This is a genomic window from Saccharothrix variisporea, assembly GCF_003634995.1.
Classification (GTDB): domain Bacteria; phylum Actinomycetota; class Actinomycetes; order Mycobacteriales; family Pseudonocardiaceae; genus Actinosynnema; species Actinosynnema variisporeum.
Genome location: NZ_RBXR01000001.1, coordinates 2,646,528 through 2,664,088 on the forward strand (window position 1 = coordinate 2,646,528; position 17,561 = coordinate 2,664,088).

The 17,561-nt window shown below is 70.0% G+C and carries 16 protein-coding genes; 6 read left to right on the forward strand and 10 right to left on the reverse strand.

All coding sequences use genetic code 11. The features are described from left to right. Positions 1–191: 191 nt before the first annotated feature. Positions 192–1,091 (forward strand): LysR family transcriptional regulator, encoded by a 900-nt coding sequence (locus DFJ66_RS11570; RefSeq protein WP_121220645.1) that lies wholly within the window; start codon positions 192–194, stop codon positions 1,089–1,091. 87 nt (positions 1,092–1,178) lie between these two features. Here the strand turns inward: DFJ66_RS11570 and DFJ66_RS11575 are convergent, their stop codons facing one another. Next, positions 1,179–1,841: a winged helix-turn-helix transcriptional regulator gene (locus DFJ66_RS11575; protein WP_121220647.1), complete on the reverse strand. Its 663-nt coding sequence runs from the start codon at positions 1,839–1,841 to the stop codon at positions 1,179–1,181. Between the two features lie 110 nt (positions 1,842–1,951). Between DFJ66_RS11575 and DFJ66_RS11580 the strand changes: the two genes are divergently transcribed. The 3 genes from DFJ66_RS11580 (at position 1,952) to DFJ66_RS11590 (ending at position 5,535) form a co-directional block, all read left to right on the forward strand. Beyond that, positions 1,952–2,716, forward strand: a complete 765-nt coding sequence (locus DFJ66_RS11580; RefSeq protein ID WP_121220649.1) for an SDR family NAD(P)-dependent oxidoreductase — start codon at positions 1,952–1,954, stop codon at positions 2,714–2,716. Between the two features lie 235 nt (positions 2,717–2,951). After that, on the forward strand, positions 2,952–4,565 hold the full coding sequence (locus tag DFJ66_RS11585) for an FAD-binding oxidoreductase (protein ID WP_121220651.1): 1,614 nt from the start codon (positions 2,952–2,954) through the stop codon (positions 4,563–4,565). A gap of 133 nt (positions 4,566–4,698) precedes the next feature. After that, positions 4,699–5,535, forward strand: coding sequence for an NYN domain-containing protein (locus DFJ66_RS11590; RefSeq protein WP_121220654.1), 837 nt, complete (start codon positions 4,699–4,701; stop codon positions 5,533–5,535). A gap of 99 nt (positions 5,536–5,634) precedes the next feature. Here the strand turns inward: DFJ66_RS11590 and DFJ66_RS11595 are convergent, their stop codons facing one another. From DFJ66_RS11595 to DFJ66_RS11610, 4 genes are all read right to left on the reverse strand, one after another. Further along, a complete protein-coding gene (locus tag DFJ66_RS11595; RefSeq protein ID WP_121220656.1) occupies positions 5,635–6,834 on the reverse strand; it encodes a G1 family glutamic endopeptidase in 1,200 nt (399 codons plus the stop codon). Positions 6,835–7,004: 170 nt separating this feature from the next. Next, entirely contained in the window at positions 7,005–8,534 is a 1,530-nt protein-coding gene (locus DFJ66_RS11600) for a non-reducing end alpha-L-arabinofuranosidase family hydrolase (RefSeq protein ID WP_121220658.1), read from the reverse strand. Between the two features lie 285 nt (positions 8,535–8,819). Next, positions 8,820–10,181, reverse strand: coding sequence for a serine hydrolase domain-containing protein (locus DFJ66_RS11605; RefSeq protein WP_246029698.1), 1,362 nt, complete (start codon positions 10,179–10,181; stop codon positions 8,820–8,822). Between the two features lie 19 nt (positions 10,182–10,200). After that, the gene (locus DFJ66_RS11610; RefSeq protein WP_246029699.1) at positions 10,201–10,776 is read right to left on the reverse strand and encodes a YbhB/YbcL family Raf kinase inhibitor-like protein; all 576 of its coding nucleotides are present in this window, start codon (positions 10,774–10,776) and stop codon (positions 10,201–10,203) included. Between the two features lie 209 nt (positions 10,777–10,985). Between DFJ66_RS11610 and DFJ66_RS11615 the strand changes: the two genes are divergently transcribed. Beyond that, positions 10,986–11,360 carry a DUF6153 family protein gene (locus DFJ66_RS11615; protein ID WP_121220662.1) on the forward strand — a complete coding sequence of 125 codons (375 nt, stop codon included), beginning with the start codon at positions 10,986–10,988 and terminating at the stop codon, positions 11,358–11,360. Positions 11,361–11,416: 56 nt separating this feature from the next. Beyond that, positions 11,417–11,998, forward strand: a complete 582-nt coding sequence (locus DFJ66_RS11620; protein ID WP_121220664.1) for a DUF305 domain-containing protein — start codon at positions 11,417–11,419, stop codon at positions 11,996–11,998. Between the two features lie 1,072 nt (positions 11,999–13,070). Here DFJ66_RS11620 and DFJ66_RS11625 read toward each other — a convergent pair. From DFJ66_RS11625 to DFJ66_RS11645, 5 genes are all read right to left on the reverse strand, one after another. Continuing rightward, the gene (locus tag DFJ66_RS11625) at positions 13,071–13,652 is read right to left on the reverse strand and encodes a TetR/AcrR family transcriptional regulator (protein WP_211351087.1); all 582 of its coding nucleotides are present in this window, start codon (positions 13,650–13,652) and stop codon (positions 13,071–13,073) included. A gap of 72 nt (positions 13,653–13,724) precedes the next feature. Continuing rightward, complete coding sequence (locus tag DFJ66_RS11630; RefSeq protein ID WP_121220668.1) at positions 13,725–16,013, reverse strand: heavy metal translocating P-type ATPase; 2,289 nt, start codon at positions 16,011–16,013, stop codon at positions 13,725–13,727. Next, positions 16,003–16,983: a hypothetical protein gene (locus tag DFJ66_RS11635; RefSeq protein ID WP_121220670.1), complete on the reverse strand. Its 981-nt coding sequence runs from the start codon at positions 16,981–16,983 to the stop codon at positions 16,003–16,005. The genes DFJ66_RS11630 and DFJ66_RS11635 overlap by 11 nt, the downstream gene beginning before the upstream one ends. Positions 16,984–17,036: 53 nt before the next feature. Continuing rightward, positions 17,037–17,243 carry a heavy-metal-associated domain-containing protein gene (locus DFJ66_RS11640; protein WP_121220672.1) on the reverse strand — a complete coding sequence of 69 codons (207 nt, stop codon included), beginning with the start codon at positions 17,241–17,243 and terminating at the stop codon, positions 17,037–17,039. A gap of 28 nt (positions 17,244–17,271) precedes the next feature. Then, on the reverse strand, positions 17,272–17,553 hold the full coding sequence (locus tag DFJ66_RS11645; protein WP_121220675.1) for a metal-sensitive transcriptional regulator: 282 nt from the start codon (positions 17,551–17,553) through the stop codon (positions 17,272–17,274). Positions 17,554–17,561 lie beyond the last annotated feature (8 nt).

A 17,561-nucleotide genomic window follows, 5' to 3' on the forward strand; every position in this document is an offset into this window, starting at 1 on the left:
ATCGGGTGTGGTCCTGCCACCCTCACCGAGGCGCGCCGGGTTGATCAACGCGAACCTCCGGCACGCCCCCATAACCGCGCGGTTATCACGGCGGGGATAGTTTCGTCGCCAGCGAAATCGCCTCCCACCTGGGCCGATGTCGACTTATGTAACATCGGAGCCGAGATTTGACCTTGGCGGGGAAGGACGGCGTGGAACTCCGTGACATCGAGATCTTCCTGACCCTGGCGGAAGAACTGCACTTCGGCCGGACCGCCGCCCGGCTGCACGTCTCGCAGGCACGCGTCAGCCAGGCGATCAGCCGGCAGGAACGCCACCTCGGCGCACCCCTGTTCGACCGCGCGAACCGCCGGCGCATCGAGCTCACCCCGTTGGGGAGGCAGCTGCGCGACGACCTGCGCCCGGTCTACACGGGCCTGCACGACAGCCTGCGCCGCGCCCGCCTGCACGCGCAGGGCTTCACCGCCGTGCTGCGCGTCGGCATGATCCCGCCCAACGCGCACGACCTGAGGCGGTACTGGGAGACCTTCCGCGCCCGGCACCCGCGGTGGCGGCTGCGGATCCTGCACGCGCCGGTCACCGACCCGTTCGCCGGGCTGCGCCGCGGGGACGTCGACGTCCTGGTCACCTGGCTGCCGGTCCGGGAACCCGACCTGACCGTGGGTCCCCTGCTGTGCACCGGCCCACGGGTGCTGGCCGTGCCGACCGACCACCCCCTGGCCCGGCACGACCGGGTCTCGCAGGAGGCGGCGGCCGACCTCCTGCACCCGACCGTCGACGCGCCGGGGTACTGGGTGGAGGGTTTGTTGCCGGCACGCACCCGCCGGGGTCGCGTGATCGAACGCGGACCCGTGGTGGGCAACGCGGAGGAGGCACTGGCCCTGGTCAGCAGTGGTGAGGTCGCGGGCCTGTTCCCGGCCCACGTGAGCCGGTACTGGAAGCGGCCCGACATCGCCTACCTCCCGGTCCGGGACCTCGACGTCGTCCGGTTCGCGCCGGTGTGGCGCACGGAGGCGGAGACGGATCTCGTCCGCGCCTTCGCCCGAACCGTCCGCGACCTGGGACCGCTGGAGGACCAGGAGGCGAGCTGACGCCCGCGCGCAGCGCACCTCAGCGGCGGCAACAACATCCGCTGCCGCCCTGCCACCGCTTTCCCGCCGGTGTTCGCGCCCGCGGGGTCAGGCGATGAGGGTGGCGTCGAACAGGAGTTGGGTGGCGTGCAGGCTGCCGGTCACGCGCAGGCAGCCGGCGTCGATGGCCTCGGCCACCGTCTGCTTGCCCAGCATGAGCCCGTCCAGGGTCTCCGGGTCGGCCTCGATCTCCGCGTCGGGCGTGCCGACCACTTGGCCGCGCACGGTCTCCACCAGCTCGCCCTCGACCACCCGCATGGTGAACCGGTCGCGTCCGATGTGGATCTCGTAGTCGGCCGTCCAGCGGCGGCTCTCGCTCGGGGTGAAGCACGCGCGCAGGTTGAGCATGATCGAGTCCGCCCCGACCTCGCCCTCCAGCGGCAGCACGGGTGAGCGCACGCCCCACAGGCCCAGTGCCGTGACGATCGGGTCCAGCTCGGCGCCCCACTCGGTCAGCTCGTAGACCTTCGACCCGGCGGGCGGTGGCAGGGTGCGCCGCCGCACGACGCCGGTGCTCTCCAGGTCGCGCAGGCGTTGGGCGAGGATGTTCGGCCCGGCGCCGGGCAGGCCCGCCTGGAGGTCGGTGAACCGCTTGGGCCCCAGGAGCAGGTCGCGGACGATCAGCAGCGCCCAGCGCTCGCCGACCACGTCCAACGCCTGGGCGACGCCGCAGCCGTCGCCGTATCTCCGCTTGAGGTGCACGGTCACCATCTTACCTCCCTCTTCAGGACATGCTTGCATCATAACCAGGACTTGCTGCTACTGTTTCTGAAGTAAGTAGTCCACGACTGTGCAGTCCATGAGCACGAGGAGCAATCACGATGGCGGATCTGAGCAGCAAGACGGCCCTGGTCACGGGCGCTTCGCGGGGCATCGGGCGGGGCATCGCGCTGCGGCTGGCGGCCGACGGGGCGCGGGTCGCGGTGCACTACGGCTCGAACGACGCGGCGGCCAAGGAGGTCGTCTCGGCCATCGAGCAGGCGGGCGGCAACGCGTTCCCGATCCGGGCCGAGTTGGGCGTGCCCGGCGACGTCGACGTGCTGTTCACCGCGCTGGAGGCGGAGCTGGCGGGTGCGCCGCTGGACATCCTGGTCAACAACGCGGGCATCCTCGACCCGACCCCGGTCGAGGAGCTGTCGCCCGAGGCGTTCGACCTGACCTTCGCGGTCAACGTCAAGGCGCCGTTCTTCATCACGCAGCGCGCGTTACGCCTGGTCCCCGACGGTGGCCGGATCATCTTCATCTCGTCGGCGGTGACCCGCATCGCCTCGACGTTCTTCCACTACACGATGACCAAGGCGGCCAACGAGGCCCTGGGCTTCACCCTCGCCCAGGCGCTGGGGCGGCGGTCGATCACGGTCAACTCGGTCGCGCCCGGCGTGACCGACACCGACATGGGGTCGTGGGTCCACAGCGCTCCGGGGCTCAAGGAGGAGATCGAGGGGTCGACCGCGGCGGGCCGGCTCGGGCAGCCGTCCGACATCGCCGACGTGGTCGCGTTCCTCGCCTCGGAGGACGCCCGGTGGATCACCGGCGCGACGGTCGACGCCAGCGGGGGCATGTGGCTCGGACCGGCCGCCGAGTGACCCGGCGCGGCGGTGGCGACCGGTCGGCGCGGGCCGGTTGCCACCTCGCGTGGATTTAGATAGGCCACTACTAGATCCATTCGCCATCGGCAAGAGCCGCTTGGTGTTACGTTGGTGTGATTCATATCACTAAGTGCACGATTGCTGCGCACGATCACGTGTACTGGAGAAGCCTGTTCCCACTCCTTTCCATGAAGTCAGTTGTCCTCAAACGACTAGTAAGGAAGGTGTGGGTATGACACAGGGAACCCACGACGCGGCGTCGTCGGTGCTCGACGGGGTCGGTGAGGTGATCGCCTCGTTCGGGCCGGTCACCATCACGCCCGACGACCAGCAGTACGCGGACCTGGTGCGCCGCGAACTCAACCAGCGGTTCATCGGCTCGCCCGAGGCGGTGCGGCTCGTGGGCCACCCCTCCCAGGTCGCGCCCGTCGTGCAGCAGGCGGTGCGGGAGGGCAAGCGGCTGACCGTCATCAGCGGCGGGCACTGCCTGGAGGGCTTCGTGTTCGAGCCCGACGTGCAGGTCGTGCTCGACGTCTCCCGGCTCAACCGCGTCTACTACGACCACCAGCTCAACGCGGTCGCGGTGGAGTCCGGCGCGACGCTCATGGACGTGTACGACGCGCTCTACAAGACGTGGGGCGTCATCATCCCGGCCGGCATCTGCAACTCCGTCGGCATGGGCGGGCACGTCGCCGGTGGCGGCTACGGGATGCTCGCCCGGCAGCACGGTCTGGTCGTCGACCACCTCTTCGCCGTCGAGGTGGTCGTCGTCGACGCTGCCGGGCGGGCCCGCACGGTCGTGGCCACCCGCCGCGAGAACGACCCGAACCGCGACCTGTGGTGGGCCCACACCGGCGGTGGCGGCGGCAACTTCGGCGTCGTCACGCGCTACCTGTTCCGCAGCCCCGGCGCGAAGGGCGCGCAGCCCTCCGAGATCCTGCCCAAGCCGCCCGCGTCGGTGTACGTCAGCGCGATCGGCCTGCCGTGGAGCGAGGTGTCCCGCGACGAGTTCCGCCGACTGGTCCGCAACTTCGGCGCCTGGCACGTCGCCAACAGCGCCCCCGACAGCCCGACGAACATCATCGGCAGCGAACTCGCGCTCACCCACGTCCACGACGGGTTCATCGGCCTGATCACCCAGGCCGACGCCACCGCGCCCAACGCCCTGGGCGTCCTGGAGGACTACCTCCACGCCGTGCTCGACGGCGTCGACACCCAGCCCCAGGCCCTGACCCGCGACATCGGCGAGCACCGCGCGATGGCCGCGTTCGAGACGCCCCGCGAACTGCCGTGGCTGCAGGCGACCCGGTTCATCGGGACGGAGAACATCTCCCTCAACGACCCGACCCTGCGCGCCGACTACAAGTCCGCCTACATGCGCGAGAACTTCACCGACGCCCAGATCGACCTGTTCCACGACTTCCTCACCCGGCCCGACCTGGACAACGGCGACCTCTCCGTGACGCTGTCCTCCTACGGCGGCAAGGTCTCCGCCGTGGACCCCGCCGCCACCGCCCAACCGCACCGGGGCGCCCGGTTCCAGCTGCTGTGGATGGCGCTGTGGGGCGACGCGGCCGACGACGACCGCCACATCGGCTGGCTGCGCGAGTTCTACAGCGCCGTGTTCGCCGACACCGGCGGCGTGCCGGTGCCCAACGGCGTCACCGACGGGTGCTACGTCAACTACCCGGACGTGGACCTGGGCAACCCCGAGCACAACCGCTCCGGCGTCCCGTGGCACGACCTGTACTACAAGGACAACTACCGCCGGCTGCAACAGGTCAAGAAGCGCTACGACCCGCGCAACGTCTTCCGCCACGAGCAGTCCATCCGCCTCCCGTCCTGAAGCCCTGGCGTCGGTGGCGACGGCACCGCAGCCGTCGCCACCACACCCCGCCACCGCCACGCCCCGCCGCCGCAACCCCGGCCGCCGCAACACGCGAGCGACCCGCGGGGACCCGGCGGGTACGGTTCCGCGCGTGGGGAACGGTGAGCGGATCGGGGTGTTCTACGACGGCACCTGGTTCGCGTATGTGAGCGACTACTTCGCGTCGGTGCACCCCCGGGCCGCTCGGGTGTCGTTGGACGGGTTCCACGACTCCTTGCGCTGGTACGTGCACACCGTCGTGAACCGGCCGTTGGACGAGTGCGTGGTGAGCGAGGCCCACTACGTGCGCGGGAGGATCGACACGCCGGCCGTGGCCTTCGACGCGGTGTTGGCGGCGGCTGGAGTGGTGCGGCACGACTTGCCCTTGCACTCCGGCAAGGAGAAGGGGGTCGACGTCCACCTCGCGCTGGAGGCGTGGGAGCGGGCCACCTCGGTGCCGTTGCAGTGGGTCGTGCTGGTGACCGGGGACGCGGACTTCGCACCCCTGGCGCAGCGGCTGGTGGCGCGGGGTGTTCGGGTCGTGGTGCCGGTGGTGGACGGCGGGGTCGTCGCGCCCGCCTGGATGCCGCGCACGGCCGCGCCGTTGCGGGCGGCGGCCTCGGTGACGCCCACGTTCGACGAGTTGTTCTCGCCGGCCGAGGGTGCCGGTTATCCGCTGCGGGCGCCTTTCGTGCGGACCTCCGGGAGCGGGGCGTCGGTGGCCGGTGAGCCCCGGGGACGCCGCAAGGGCACCGTGACCGGCTGGAAACCGGGGCAGTCGCACGGGTTCATCACGGACACGCGCGGGGCGTCGTGGTTCGTGTCCCGCGACGACCTGGCCGACGGGTCGGCGGCGCTGCCGATCGGGACGCTCGTCTCGTTCTCCGGTCCCTCCACTCCCCCGGCCGGCCACAAGTACCCGCGGGCGTACGCGGTGCAGCCGGAGTGACCTAGCGCATCGGGCGGAAGCCCATGCGCCCCACCTCGGTGTCGCCTCACGGTAGCCGGCCGCGAGGTGCCGACGTGGGCACCTCGCGGCCGTGGGAAGTCACGGTGCCAGGGAGCGGACCGTGAAGCCGTCCTGCAGGGGGCTGGTCACCTCCGTGGGCGCGTAGACGCGGGTCTTCGTGTCGTTGATCGCCTTCACCGCGCGGAGTTCGACCTGGTAGGGCATGCCGCCGTCGAACCAGACGTTGCGGAACGCGATGCTCAGGTCGTTGGGCCAGTTCGCGCCCCAGGGGGTGACCTTCGGGCGTTCCACGATGACCTCCGCCGACAGGTTGCGGCTGTGCGGGGCGGTCACCGGGGTGGTCCAGGTCCAGTTCCGCGTGCTGTTGGCGATGTAGAGCGTGTACTTGTGCGGGTCCGCGCGATCGGCGCTGACCGACGCCGTGATCACGTCACCGGGGTGCAGGGGCAGGTTCAGGTTGACCTGGTGGGTGTCCGAGCCGCCGTCGATCACCTCGAAGAACGCCTGGTGCTCGGCGTACAGCTCGTTCGGGTAGTTGCGCGTGATGCACGTGACGGCCGTGCCGACCTGCACCAGGCTCTCCTGGGCGCTGGTGTTGAACCCGCCGAGGCCGACCCACATGCCCAGCGACAGCTTGGGGTCGTTGCAGCCGAACGCCGGCTGCACCCAGGACGCCGCCACGTACCGCATCGGCGCCTGGTTGTACGGGCTGCTGACCTGCACGTACCCGGCCCAGTTGAAGTAGACGCCGCCGAGGTCCACGTCGTCGACCTGGACCCACGAGTCGACGCCCGGCGCCCAGTACCCGAGGAACACGATCACCGACGTGTTGGCCCCGGAGTTGAACCTCGTCTCCAGGTACTGGTACGCGCCGGGGTTGTTGGCGGCGGCGCCGTAGCGGACCTCGTTGAGGATCGCGCGGTTGTCGCCGGTGCGGGCACCGAAGTAGCCGCCGGTGAAGTTGCCGGACACCCGCACCCACGCGCCGAGCGCGTAGTCGGTGTTCGGGGTGACGGTGACCTTCTGCGTCAGGGCGTTCCAGTTCCGGCTCGCGGCGCGGATCCAGGCGTTGTTGCGACCGGTGTTCTCCAGCCCCAGGGCCACGTCGACGCCCTTCGGGTCACCGCCCTCCCAGCCCCACGGCGCGGCGATCGCCCGGCTGGTCTGGTTCTCGAAGCCGGGGTCCTTGACCAGGCCGCTCGGCGCGGCCGTCGCCACCGCCGACGTCGAGCCCAGCGCGAGGGCCAGCGCGACGACGACCGCCCACCACTTCCTCATGACAGCCTCCTCCTCCGGGCACCCAGGTGGCGCCCGCACCGGGTACGTGGGGACCGGTCGGCGGATCTCCCCGAAAACGGGAAGGAAAAAGCCGGCGCCCCCACCCGGTGAGAGGTGGGGGCGCCGGCCCGGTGGAGGACGACCGGTCGAGGTCGGCCCGCGTCAGGCGGTCAGCGTTGCAGGGTCAGCACGCCCGGACGGTAGGGCAGCAGGCCGTAGTCGCCGCCGGAGTTGGGGCTGCGGCCCTGGTAGAGGAACTGGAGGTTGCAGGGGTCGATGGTCTTGGTCTGGTCGGGGTTGGTCCGCACGATGTCGCCGTGGCTGATGTCGTTGGTCCACGTGGCACCGCTGTTGGCCTTGCCCGCGAACGGGTTGCTCTCGCTGGCCGCCTGCGGGGTCCACGAGCCGCTGAGGCTGCTGGAGGTGAACGAGCGGAAGTAGCGCCCGTTGGCCCCGATCGCCTCGACGATCATCAGGTACTGGTTGCGGTCCTTGACCTTGTAGACCTCGACCGCCTCGAACAGGTTGTTCGTGCTGTCGGTCATGATCGTGGTGTAGTTCGAGCCGAAGCTGCCCGGGAAGTTCCCGATCGGCATGCTCGCCCGGTAGATCCGGCCGTTGTCACCGGCGAAGAACAGGTACATGTTCTGGTCGTCGGCGATCAGGGTCTGGTCGATCGGGCCGGTGCCGGAGTTGGAGATGCTGCCGGTGAACAGGGTCTGCGGCGCGGACCAGCCGTTGGGGTTGGTCGGGTCGGACGAGGTCCGGTAGCTGAACGCCGGGCCGCCCCACTGGTAGGCCAGCACCCAGATGTTCTTCGGCGCGAAGTAGAACAGCGTGGGCGCCACGGTGCCGGAGTTCATCGCCTGCTGGGGCGCCGACGCCATGTCGGACCAGTTGGTGAACAGGCCGAAGTTCATCGAGCCCCAACTGGTGCCGTTGTCGTGCGTGGTCCCGTAGACCAGGTGCTTGCCGTTGTAGACGACGTTGGTGAAGTCCTTGAGCGACACCCAGCCCGACCGCGGGGTGGCCAGCACGCCCGTCGAGGTCCAGCGGTAGGTCGACGGCAGGTCGCACCCGCCGCCCGGCGTGGTGGTCGTGGTCGTGGTGGTGGTCGTCCCGCCGCCGCCGACGCGGACGAACTGCCACTGCTGGTTGGCGCCACCCCAGTCGCTGTACTGCACGACGTTGGCGCCGTCGTTGGTCGCCGCGCCCTGCACCTCGACCGCCTTGCCGCTGGTGCGGTTGATCAGGCGCACGTAGCCGCTGTCGGAGTCGGCGAGCCGGAACTGCTGGTTGCCGCCGTTGTGGTCGGACCACTGGATGATGGCGGCGCCGTCCGCGGTGGACGCGCCGCTCACGTCGAGGACCTTGCCCGACAGCCGCGACTTCACCCGGTAGTAGCCGCCGCCGGAGTCGACGAACTGCCACTGCTGCTGGTTGCCGTCGTTGCGGGTCCACTGCGTGATGCGGGCGCCGTCGTTGGTGGCCAGGTTGTAGACGTCCAACGCCTTGCCGCTGTTGCGGTTGACCAGCACGTACCAGGCGGTCGTGTCGACGGTCGCCGCCGACGCCGGCGCCGCGCTCAAGGCCGCCACGACCCCGCCGAGCAGCACGGCGACGGCAGCGGTGACACCGGCCACGCGACGCCCTCGGGCTCGTCGGACGGCGGTGGGCGGGTGATGGCCAGATCCGACCATGGTGCGGGCTCCTCTTCGTCGAGGTGGGTGCGAACCGCGGGCAACGTTCACACGACCGCTTGCGCCGAATGGGCCGGCACGCATTCCATTGGCGCGGGTGCCGGTCGCATTTCCAAACTGTGGAGGACGTTCCCCGACTGGTCAAGACGCCCCGAAAAAGTTTCGAACCGCGCATTGTCGGGTGCTAAAGATAACGCGAATACCGTTAGCTCGGGCCACCCGAGTTCGAAATCGAAATCGACGATCCGCCTTCGAACCGGGGATACCACCTCCGGCCGCGCGCGTCTACCGGCCCGTGTCGCGGACCAGCGCCCGTCCCGTCAACCGCAGGAACCGGGCACGGCCCTCCGCGTCCGGGTCGCCGAGCCCGAGGACCACGTGCCTGCCTTCCCGCGGCGCGCGGGTGATCAGGGTGTCCTCGTCCAGGGCGACCACCTCGAATTCCTCGTCCTCTTCGTCGTCGTCCGGCGACGACACGCGGACCCGGGCGCGGCCGTCGTCGTCCACGCGCACCTCCCACGTCCCCGCGGAGGACCGAAAAGTGCCGGCGGCCCGGTTCGCGTCAACGGGCCGGGGATTCTCCGGCGGAGTGGGGAGTTCGGGTTGCCGCACGTCCGCCAACTCGGGCAGCAGGTGGCCGAAGACCTCGGCGAACACCGGGAACACGTCACCACCGTTGGTCAGCAACGCGACCGCGACACCCGCGTCGGGCACGACCCGCACGAACGCCCGCTGCCCCATGGTGTAGCCGCTGTGGCCCAGGACGACCGGCCCGCCGCAGTCCGGCAGCGACCAGCCCAGCCCCCAGTGTCCGTCGACCAGCCCCGGCTCGCGCACCTCGACCTGGGGCTCCCGCATCACGTCGTAGCCCGGCGTCGAGAGGTGGTGCCGGACGAAGCCGAGCAGGTCGCGCGCGCTCATCGCGAACATCGCGCCGGCGGGCGCGGTGGCGGGCACGAGCGACCACCTCCGCACCGGCTCGAGGGGCCCGTCCGGCTCCACCCGCTCGTGCCCCACCGCGGGCCTGAGCAGGATCGCCTCCTCGACGTCCGTCGCCACGTGGGACAGCCCGAGCGGCGTGACCAGTTCTTCGCGCAGCACGCGGTTGAACGGCTTGCCGCGCAGCACCTCCACCAGCCGGCCGAGCACCACGTAACCGCTGTTGCTGTAGGAGAAGAGCTCGCCGGGCGCGAAGTACTGGACGGCGTCGGCGAGGGCCTCCACGTACTTGCGCACGGCGTCGTCGTTGCGGCCGGTGTCCGTCCAGATGTCGCCGTCGAAACCCGCGGTGTGGTTCAGGAGTTGCCGGGTGGTCACGGTCGCGCTCGCGGCCTCGTCGGCGAGCCGGAACCCGTCGAGGTACTCGCGCACCGGCCGGTCCAGGTCGAGCAACCCCTCGTGCACCAGCCGCAGCACCAGGGTCGCGGTCCACACCTTGGTGATCGAGCCGATCTGGAACACCGCGTCGCTGGTCACCGGCACCCCGGTGGCGAGGTTGAGCACGCCCGCCGCGGCGTCCACGACATCGCCGTCCACCAGCACGGCGACCTGGGCACCGGGCAGTCCGTGCCGGCGCACCAACTCGGGCACCACTTCGCCGATCCACTCGCCGGCCGCCCGCGCTCGACCCGCCACTCCCCGCGCCACCCCGGGCCTCCCCCATCGGTCAGGACTCGCCGGTGATCCGAGCCGAACCGATGGTAGCCGCGGTGATCGTCCTGGCGGCGGTTTGGGTGGAGGAGGAAGCGTTGAGGGTGGTCAGGGAGGTCTGGTTGAGCGCGTGCACCACGAACTCGTAGGTGTTGACCGTCGACGGCGAGCACGGGCCCTGGTAGCCGTAGAGGCTCGCGCTGCCCCGGTAGTAGACCTGCCTGGCACCGGCGGGGATCGGCGGTCGGTAGGCGTGCTGCACGTTCTGGGGCAACGAAGTCGTGCTCACCGGGATGTCGTAGATGACCCAGTGGATCAGGTTGCGGTTGTCCAGGTCGCGCATGACGATGGCGTAGCTCTTCGCCGTGTCCGGTGCGCCCGTCCACGCCAGGGGCGGGGACTCGTTCCGCTTGCCAGGGTCGTTACCGCCGCCGCTCGTGCACTCGTGGACCTTGGGGATCACGCCGCCGTCGGCGAAGGCCGTGCTGGACAGCTGGAAGGCGCTCCGACCAGACGCGCTCGGCGGGGCGACGACGGGCGAGAGGCCGACGACCCAGGCGACGAGCACGACGTACAGCGCGGTTCTGTTCACTTGACGCTCCCAGGGATCTGGGGCAGGCCCGCCTGCGGCGTAGCCCAGCGTAGGCACCCCGCACACGGCGGCCAACAGCACTGCCGGACGAACACGGGCAAGTGCCACCTTGCCCTGGGTGATGACACCTCGGATCGGGAGTGCATTTGCCTACTAGGTAGAGTAGTAGCAGAGGTCGCGAGGCGAGGTGGACTGTGTATCGTGAGGGCGTGGTCACCCGTGCGAGCGCCCTGCGATGGGTCCTCGTGTGGGCCGTAGCGCTCGCGCTGGTCGGGATGCACCACCTGAGCACACACCCGTCCGGCGACCACACGACAACGAGCGCGACGGTCATGGCCGCCGACGAATGCTGCTCACACGCAACCGAAAACGCGCCCACACAGGACAGCGGCCACGACATGCTGCACCTGTGCCTGGCGATCCTGTCCGCCGCTTTGGTGCTCGCCTTGGCGTTGCTCACGGCGAACAGGCCGGTGAACCGCAACCGCATCCACGCCTTGTCGGTAGCGCGGTTGCGCGCCCCTCCCCCACCACCACGCGGTACACCGGCACTGCTCGCAAACCTCTGCGTCCTGAGGCTGTGACGTTCAGTCCACAGTGGACTCACAACAGCCAGGGAACGACAACCACAGAGGACACCATGACCAGGAAGACCCTGGTCGGGACGACGCTTGCCGTCCTGACCGCAATCACGCTCGCCGGCTGCAGCAACAACCCCGGCAACAGCCACAACCCCAGCACGACGAAAACCACGACCGCCACCTCGTCGAACGAGCGCAACGACGCGGACATCACCTTCGCGCAAGACATGATCCCCCACCACGTCGGCGCGCTCGACATGGCCAAACTCGCCCAGGGCCGCACAACCAACCCCAAGGTGCTCGACCTCGCCACCCGCATCGAGAAGGCGCAGGCCCCCGAGATCAAGACCATGACGGAGTGGCTGAAGACCTGGGGCGCCGAAGCCCCCGGCACACACCACGGCACCGCCGGGCACGATATGGACCCGACAGAGTCGGAGAAGCTGAAGCAGGCCAAGGACACCGAGTTCGACATGATGTTCCTGGCCATGATGATCAAGCACCACCAGGGCGCCATCGACATGGCGAACACCGAACTACGGCAAGGCCGCAACGCCGAGGCCAAACAGCTGGCCCAGCGGATCATCGACGCCCAGCAGGCCGAGATCGAGGAGATGAAGGACCTACTCCCCGCCGGCTGAGTCCCCACTCCCCCGCGCACGCTCTTCAGCGAAGCCGGCGAGTCGCAGTCCACCCGCCTTACCGGGCGGCAGTCCACCGCTTTGCCGGGCGACAGTCCGCCCGCTCTGCCGGGGTGGCAGTCCGCCCGCCTTGCCGGGTGGCAGTCCACCGGAGAGGACACAACCCAACTTGGGCTTCTTGCTTTTGTCATCTCCGTATGGCCTGCCCGAAGGGCTACCGCATTTTCCAGGGGTTGCAGCCGAAAGTTTTGCGAGGAACGAGCAAAAGTTTTAGCGGCAACCCCTGGAAAATGTGGTAGGCTCCGCCAGGCCATACGGAGATGGCAAAAGCAAGAAGCCCCCGCCGTTGCAGTTGAGTCATCTTTGGTGGCCTGCCCGCCGGCGAGGCTCTTTTAATCTTTGAACCGGAACGCTTCGCTCTCAAGCCGAACGCGCTTCGCGCTCTTGGGAGCGCTGCGCGCTTGAAAGATGAAAAGCGGCGCTCGCCGCGCGGCAGGCCGCCAGCGGGGGGTGAAGGGCGTCGGTTCCCCCACCGCATGGCCTGGCAAAGCCAACCACAGATTTCCCGGGGTGCCGCTAAAACTTTTTGCTCGTTCCTCGCAAAAACTTTCGGCTGCACCCCGGGAAATCTGTGGTAGCCCTTCGGGCAGGCCATACGGCGGGGGAACCGAGGCCCTCCACCTGTGGTTGAGACCACGACACAAAAGCGCGCTGCGCGCGCCGAAAAGCACACGCTGAGCGCGGAGGAGCAGGCGCGCTCGCCGGGAGCACCTGGCGGTCCTGCGTGCCGCCGCCCGGCAGGAACCTGGGACGCCTCCCACGCTGTGGCTGGACCACGACCACCCGCTCGCGTTCAGCATGGCCTGCACGTCCGGCGTCGTGGTCGCGACCCGAGGGGCTGCACCGCCACCTCACCGACGACCAGGTCACCGCCGTGCTCACCGTGGACGCCGTGGGCGCCGCGGTGCTGCGGGTGGCCGAGCACGGCACCCCCGGGTTTGCGCTGGCGATGAGCCGGGACGTGGTCGAGGTCCGGCTGGAGCACGTGGGCCGCCCCCGCCGTCGGGTGCCCTTAGCGGGTTGGTGGGGTCAGCGCGCTCAGGATGGTGGTGGCGAGTACGTCGGCTGCGTCGCGTTGGCGGAGTCTGCCTGCGGTGACTTCTTCGGCGGCGGCGTGGAGGAGGCTGTAGAAGATGGTGACCAGCCAGGTTTGGGGGAGGTCGGTGCGGAAGGTGCCTTGGCGGCGTCCGCGGGTGATGAGTTTCTCGACTCGGCGTAGGACGGTGTTGTGGAAGCTGCGGACCTGGGCGGGTGGGAGGGTGTCGTGGGCGGCGGTCATGAGGTTGCGGTGGCCGGCGAGGATCTGCCATCCCGATCGGATCAGGCGGGTGAGGGCTTCGGCGGGGTCGTGGTCGTCGAGTGTTTCGGTGTCGAGTACTTCGGCGGCTGTGGTGACCGCGCGGTCGAGTACGTGGGCGACGAGGTCGTGTCTGGACGGGAAGTGGGCGTAGAGGGTGACCCTGCTGACGCCGGCGGCTTTGGCGATGGCGGTCATGTTGACGTCGGGTTGGTCGCTGATGCAGTCCAGTGCCGCGTCGAGGATGGCCTCGATGTTGCGTTCGGCGTCCGCTCGCCGCCGTCCCTCACCGGTCATGCGGGGCATGGTGCCACGGGCGAGGGCCCGCGGCGGTCCGGGGGAACCGCCGCGGGCCGTGGGTGGGTGGTGTCAGGGTGTGGTGGCCAGGTGTCGTTGCGTGCGGGGTGAGGTGGGTGCCTGTGGGTTGGTCGTGGTGGGGGTGCTGCGGAAGCCGCGCAGGCGGAGGCTGTTGCTGACCACGAACACCGAGGAGAACGCCATGGCGGCGCCGGCGATCATGGGGTTGAGCAGGCCCACCGCGGCCAATGGTAGGGCGGCGATGTTGTAGGCGAAGGCCCAGAACAGGTTGCCCTTGATGGTGGCCAGGGTGCGCCGTGACAGGCGGATGGCGTCCACCGCGGCCCGGAGGTCGCCGCGGACCAGGGTGAGGTCGGAGGCTTCGATCGCCGCGTCGGTGCCGGTGCCCATGGCCAGGCCGAGGTCGGCCTTGGCCAGGGCCGCGGCGTCGTTGACGCCGTCGCCGACCATCGCCACGACCCGGCCCTCGGTTTGGAGGCGGGCGACGACGTCGACCTTGTCCTTGGGCAGGACTTCGGCGATGACCTCGTCGATGCCCACCTCGGCCGCGACCGCCCTCGCCGCGGCCTCGTTGTCCCCGGTCAACAACACCGGGGTCAGCCCCAGCGCCCGCAGCTCACGGACCGCCTCCGCGGAGGTCGGCTTGACGGTGTCGGCGACCACGAGCACCGCCCGTGCCCGGCCGTCCCAGGCGACCAGGACGGCCGTGCGGCCCTTGCCCTCGGCGTCGGCCTTCGCGGCCGCCAGCTCACCGTCCAGGTGGACGCTCCACTCCGCCAGCAGCCGCTCCCGACCCACGATGACCGCGTGTCCGTCGACCACGCCCTGCACGCCCAGGCCTTCCAGGTTCCGGAACCCCTCCACCTCGGGCAGCTCACCGACCCGCTCGGTCGCGCCGGTGGCGACGGCCTTGGCGATGGGGTGCTCGGAGGCGTGCTCCAGAGCGCCGGCCAGCCGCAGCACCTCGGTTTCGGTCGTGTCCTCGGCGGTGTGGACGGCGACCAGGCTCATCCGGCCGGTGGTGACGGTGCCGGTCTTGTCCAGCACCACCGTGTCCACCCGGCGGGTCGACTCCAACACCTCCGGCCCCTTGATCAGAATCCCGAGCTGCGCACCCCGCCCCGTGCCCACCAGCAGCGCGGTCGGCGTGGCCAGACCCAGGGCGCACGGGCAGGCGATGATCAGGACCGCGACGCCGGCGGTGAACGCCGCCGCCGTCCCCTGCCCCGCACCCAACCAGAACGCCAACGTCCCCACCGCCAGCGCGATCACGATCGGCACGAAAATCCCCGAGACGCGGTCGGCCAGGCGCTGCACCTCGGCCTTGCCGTTCTGCGCGTCCTCCACCAGCCGCGCCATCTGCGCCAACTGGGTGTCCGAGCCGATGCGGGTGGCCCGCACGACCAGGCGGCCGCCGGCGTTGACGGTCGCGCCGACCACGGCGTCACCGGGACCGACCTCGACCGGCACCGACTCACCGGTCAGCATCGACGCGTCCACCGCCGAGTTACCGTCCTCCACCACACCATCGGTGGCGATCTTCTCCCCCGGCCGCACCACGAACCGGTCCCCCACCCTCAGCTCGGCGGTCGGGATCCGGGTCTCGCGGCCGTCGCGTAGCACCGCCACGTCCTTCGCGCCCAGTTCGAGCAGCGCTCGCAGTGCGGCGCCGGCCCGGCGCTTGGAGCGGGCCTCGAAGTACCGGCCGGCCAGGATGAAGGTGGTGACGCCGGCCGCGACCTCCAGGTAGATCGAACCGGTGCCGTCACCACGCTGGATGGTCAACTCGAACGGGTGGGTCATACCGGGCGTCCCGGCCGTACCCCACAGCAGGGCGTAGACCGACCAGGCGAACGCGGCCAGGGTGCCCAGGGAGACCAGGGTGTCCATCGTGGCCGCGCCGTGACGCAGGTTCACCGCCGCCGCACGGTGGAACGGCCACGCACCCCACACGATCACCGGCGCGGCCAACGTCAGGGAGATCCACTGCCAGAAGTCGAACTGCCACGCCGGAACCATCGCCAACACGACCACCGGCACCGTCAGCACGACCGACACCAGCAGCCGCTGCCGCAGCGACGCCGTCGGGTCGACCTCCTCTGCCGAGGCCTCGGCCTGCTCGTTCGCCGGGGTCGGCAGGGTCGCGCCATAGCCGGCGGCCTCCACCGTGGCGATCAGGGCCGCCGGGTCGACGCCCTCGAAGGTGACCTTCGCCTTCTCGGTGGCGTAATTCACCGTCGCCGTCACACCCTCGAGCTTGTTCAGCTTGCGCTCGATCCGGTTCGCGCACGAAGCGCACGTCATGCCGGTGATCGAGAGTTCGACCTGTTCAGCCGCCATGACCGTGTCCGTCCTCGCTCGTGCCGTGGTTGTCCGCGGCGGTCGTCGTCGTGGGTGCCGGTGCCGGGGTGCCGTCGGTGGACACCGTGAACTCGGCGGTCCGGACCACGCCGTTGTGCTGGAAGTCCAGGAACAGGCGGTACCCGCCCTCGCTGGGCACCTCCGCCACGAAGGCGATCTCCGGACCGGGGGCGGTCTTACCGTCGCCGGGCGCGCCCTCGGGGTGGACGTGCAGGTAGGCCAGGTCGCTCTGGCGCAACGCCACCAGGTGACCATACGCCGCCAGATAAGGCTGGAGGTCGGTGACCGGCTTGCCGTCCTTGCTCACCGTCACCTTCACCGGCGACGCCTTGCCCGCCACCAGGTCACCGTCCAGACGCACCTGGTAGCCATCGACCTCGGCGACCCGGGAGGGCGTGTACGCCCGTGGCTCGAACGCGCCGGCCACGGACACGTCGGTGCCCAGGGTGGTTGCCTCGCCACCGGTCGCCTTGAAGTCGGCGAAGACGCGGTACGTGCCCGCCTGCGGGAGGTCCAACGGCACCGTCCACGTGCCATCGGCGGCCATCTCGGGGTGCACGTGCCGGAACCCGGACGTGTCCCGACGCACCACGATCAGATGAAGCTTCTTGTCGTGCTCGACCTCGAACGAGGTCACCGCATGCCCCTCCGGACCCAGGATCCGGAAGGAGAAAGGGCTGGTCCCCGCGGGCAACGTCGTGACGGTGGGCGCGAGGGTGTAGCCGCCCCTGGTCGACGCCAGCCCCTTGGGCAGGTCCTGCGCGCCCTCCGCGACGGTGCCGCTGTGGCTGTCCCCGTGCCCGGCGGCCTCACTGCCGTGCGCCTCGCTCTCGGCCTTCGGGGCCGACTCGGAGGAAAGGGGACCGACAGCGTTGCCGATCGCCCAGGCGCCGGCGGCGACCAGGACGAGCGCTACACCGTAGGCGGAGAGCTTCGCTGCTGTGTTCATCGAAAATCCCAAGACTCGTGGGGCGCCGCACGGGCTCCCCTGGATCGGTCGGCTCAGCCGGCGAGCGAGTAGCCCGCCTCCTCGACCGCGGCACGCACCTCGGCCTCGGCCAGCGGCTGCGCGCTGGTCACGGTGACGAGCCCGGTCGGCAGGTCCACGGCCACGTCGGACACCCCGGCGATGGCGCTGACCTCCTCGGTGACGGACGCCACACAGTGCCCGCAGGTCATCCCGACCACGGTGAAAGTGGACTCGGCCATTGTGGTTCCTCCTCGTTGTTCGCGTCTTTCAGGACCGGACGAGACGGGCGATCGCGTCACTGGCCTCGCGGACCTTGGCCTCGGCGTTCTCGCCACCCTCCGACAACGCCTCGGCCACACAGTGCTTCAGGTGCTCGTCGAGCAGACCCAGGGACACCGCCTGCAGAGCCTTCGTCGACGCAGCGATCTGAGTGAGCACGTCGATGCAGTACTCGTCGTTCTCCACCATCCGCTGCAAACCCCGCACCTGCCCCTCAATCCGCCGCAGCCGCTTGAGGTAATCGTCCTTGCCGCTCGCGTATCCCCGCATGCCCTGCC

Excerpts from the sequence above, each read along its gene's own strand:
- DFJ66_RS11630 (WP_121220668.1), bottom strand. The coding sequence starts at position 16,013 with ATGGCGGCTGAACAGGTCGAACTCTCGATCACCGGCATGACGTGCGCT.
- DFJ66_RS11640 (WP_121220672.1), bottom strand. The coding sequence starts at position 17,243 with ATGGCCGAGTCCACTTTCACCGTGGTCGGGATGACCTGCGGGCACTGT.
- DFJ66_RS11580 (WP_121220649.1), top strand. The coding sequence starts at position 1,952 with ATGGCGGATCTGAGCAGCAAGACGGCCCTGGTCACGGGCGCTTCGCGG.
- DFJ66_RS11620 (WP_121220664.1), top strand. The coding sequence starts at position 11,417 with ATGACCAGGAAGACCCTGGTCGGGACGACGCTTGCCGTCCTGACCGCA.
- DFJ66_RS11635 (WP_121220670.1), bottom strand. The coding sequence starts at position 16,983 with ATGAACACAGCAGCGAAGCTCTCCGCCTACGGTGTAGCGCTCGTCCTG.
- DFJ66_RS11600 (WP_121220658.1), bottom strand. The coding sequence starts at position 8,534 with ATGGTCGGATCTGGCCATCACCCGCCCACCGCCGTCCGACGAGCCCGA.
- DFJ66_RS11625 (WP_211351087.1), bottom strand. The coding sequence starts at position 13,652 with ATGACCGGTGAGGGACGGCGGCGAGCGGACGCCGAACGCAACATCGAG.
- DFJ66_RS11575 (WP_121220647.1), bottom strand. The coding sequence starts at position 1,841 with ATGGTGACCGTGCACCTCAAGCGGAGATACGGCGACGGCTGCGGCGTC.
- DFJ66_RS11645 (WP_121220675.1), bottom strand. The coding sequence starts at position 17,553 with ATGCGGGGATACGCGAGCGGCAAGGACGATTACCTCAAGCGGCTGCGG.
- DFJ66_RS11585 (WP_121220651.1), top strand. The coding sequence starts at position 2,952 with ATGACACAGGGAACCCACGACGCGGCGTCGTCGGTGCTCGACGGGGTC.
- DFJ66_RS11595 (WP_121220656.1), bottom strand. The coding sequence starts at position 6,834 with ATGAGGAAGTGGTGGGCGGTCGTCGTCGCGCTGGCCCTCGCGCTGGGC.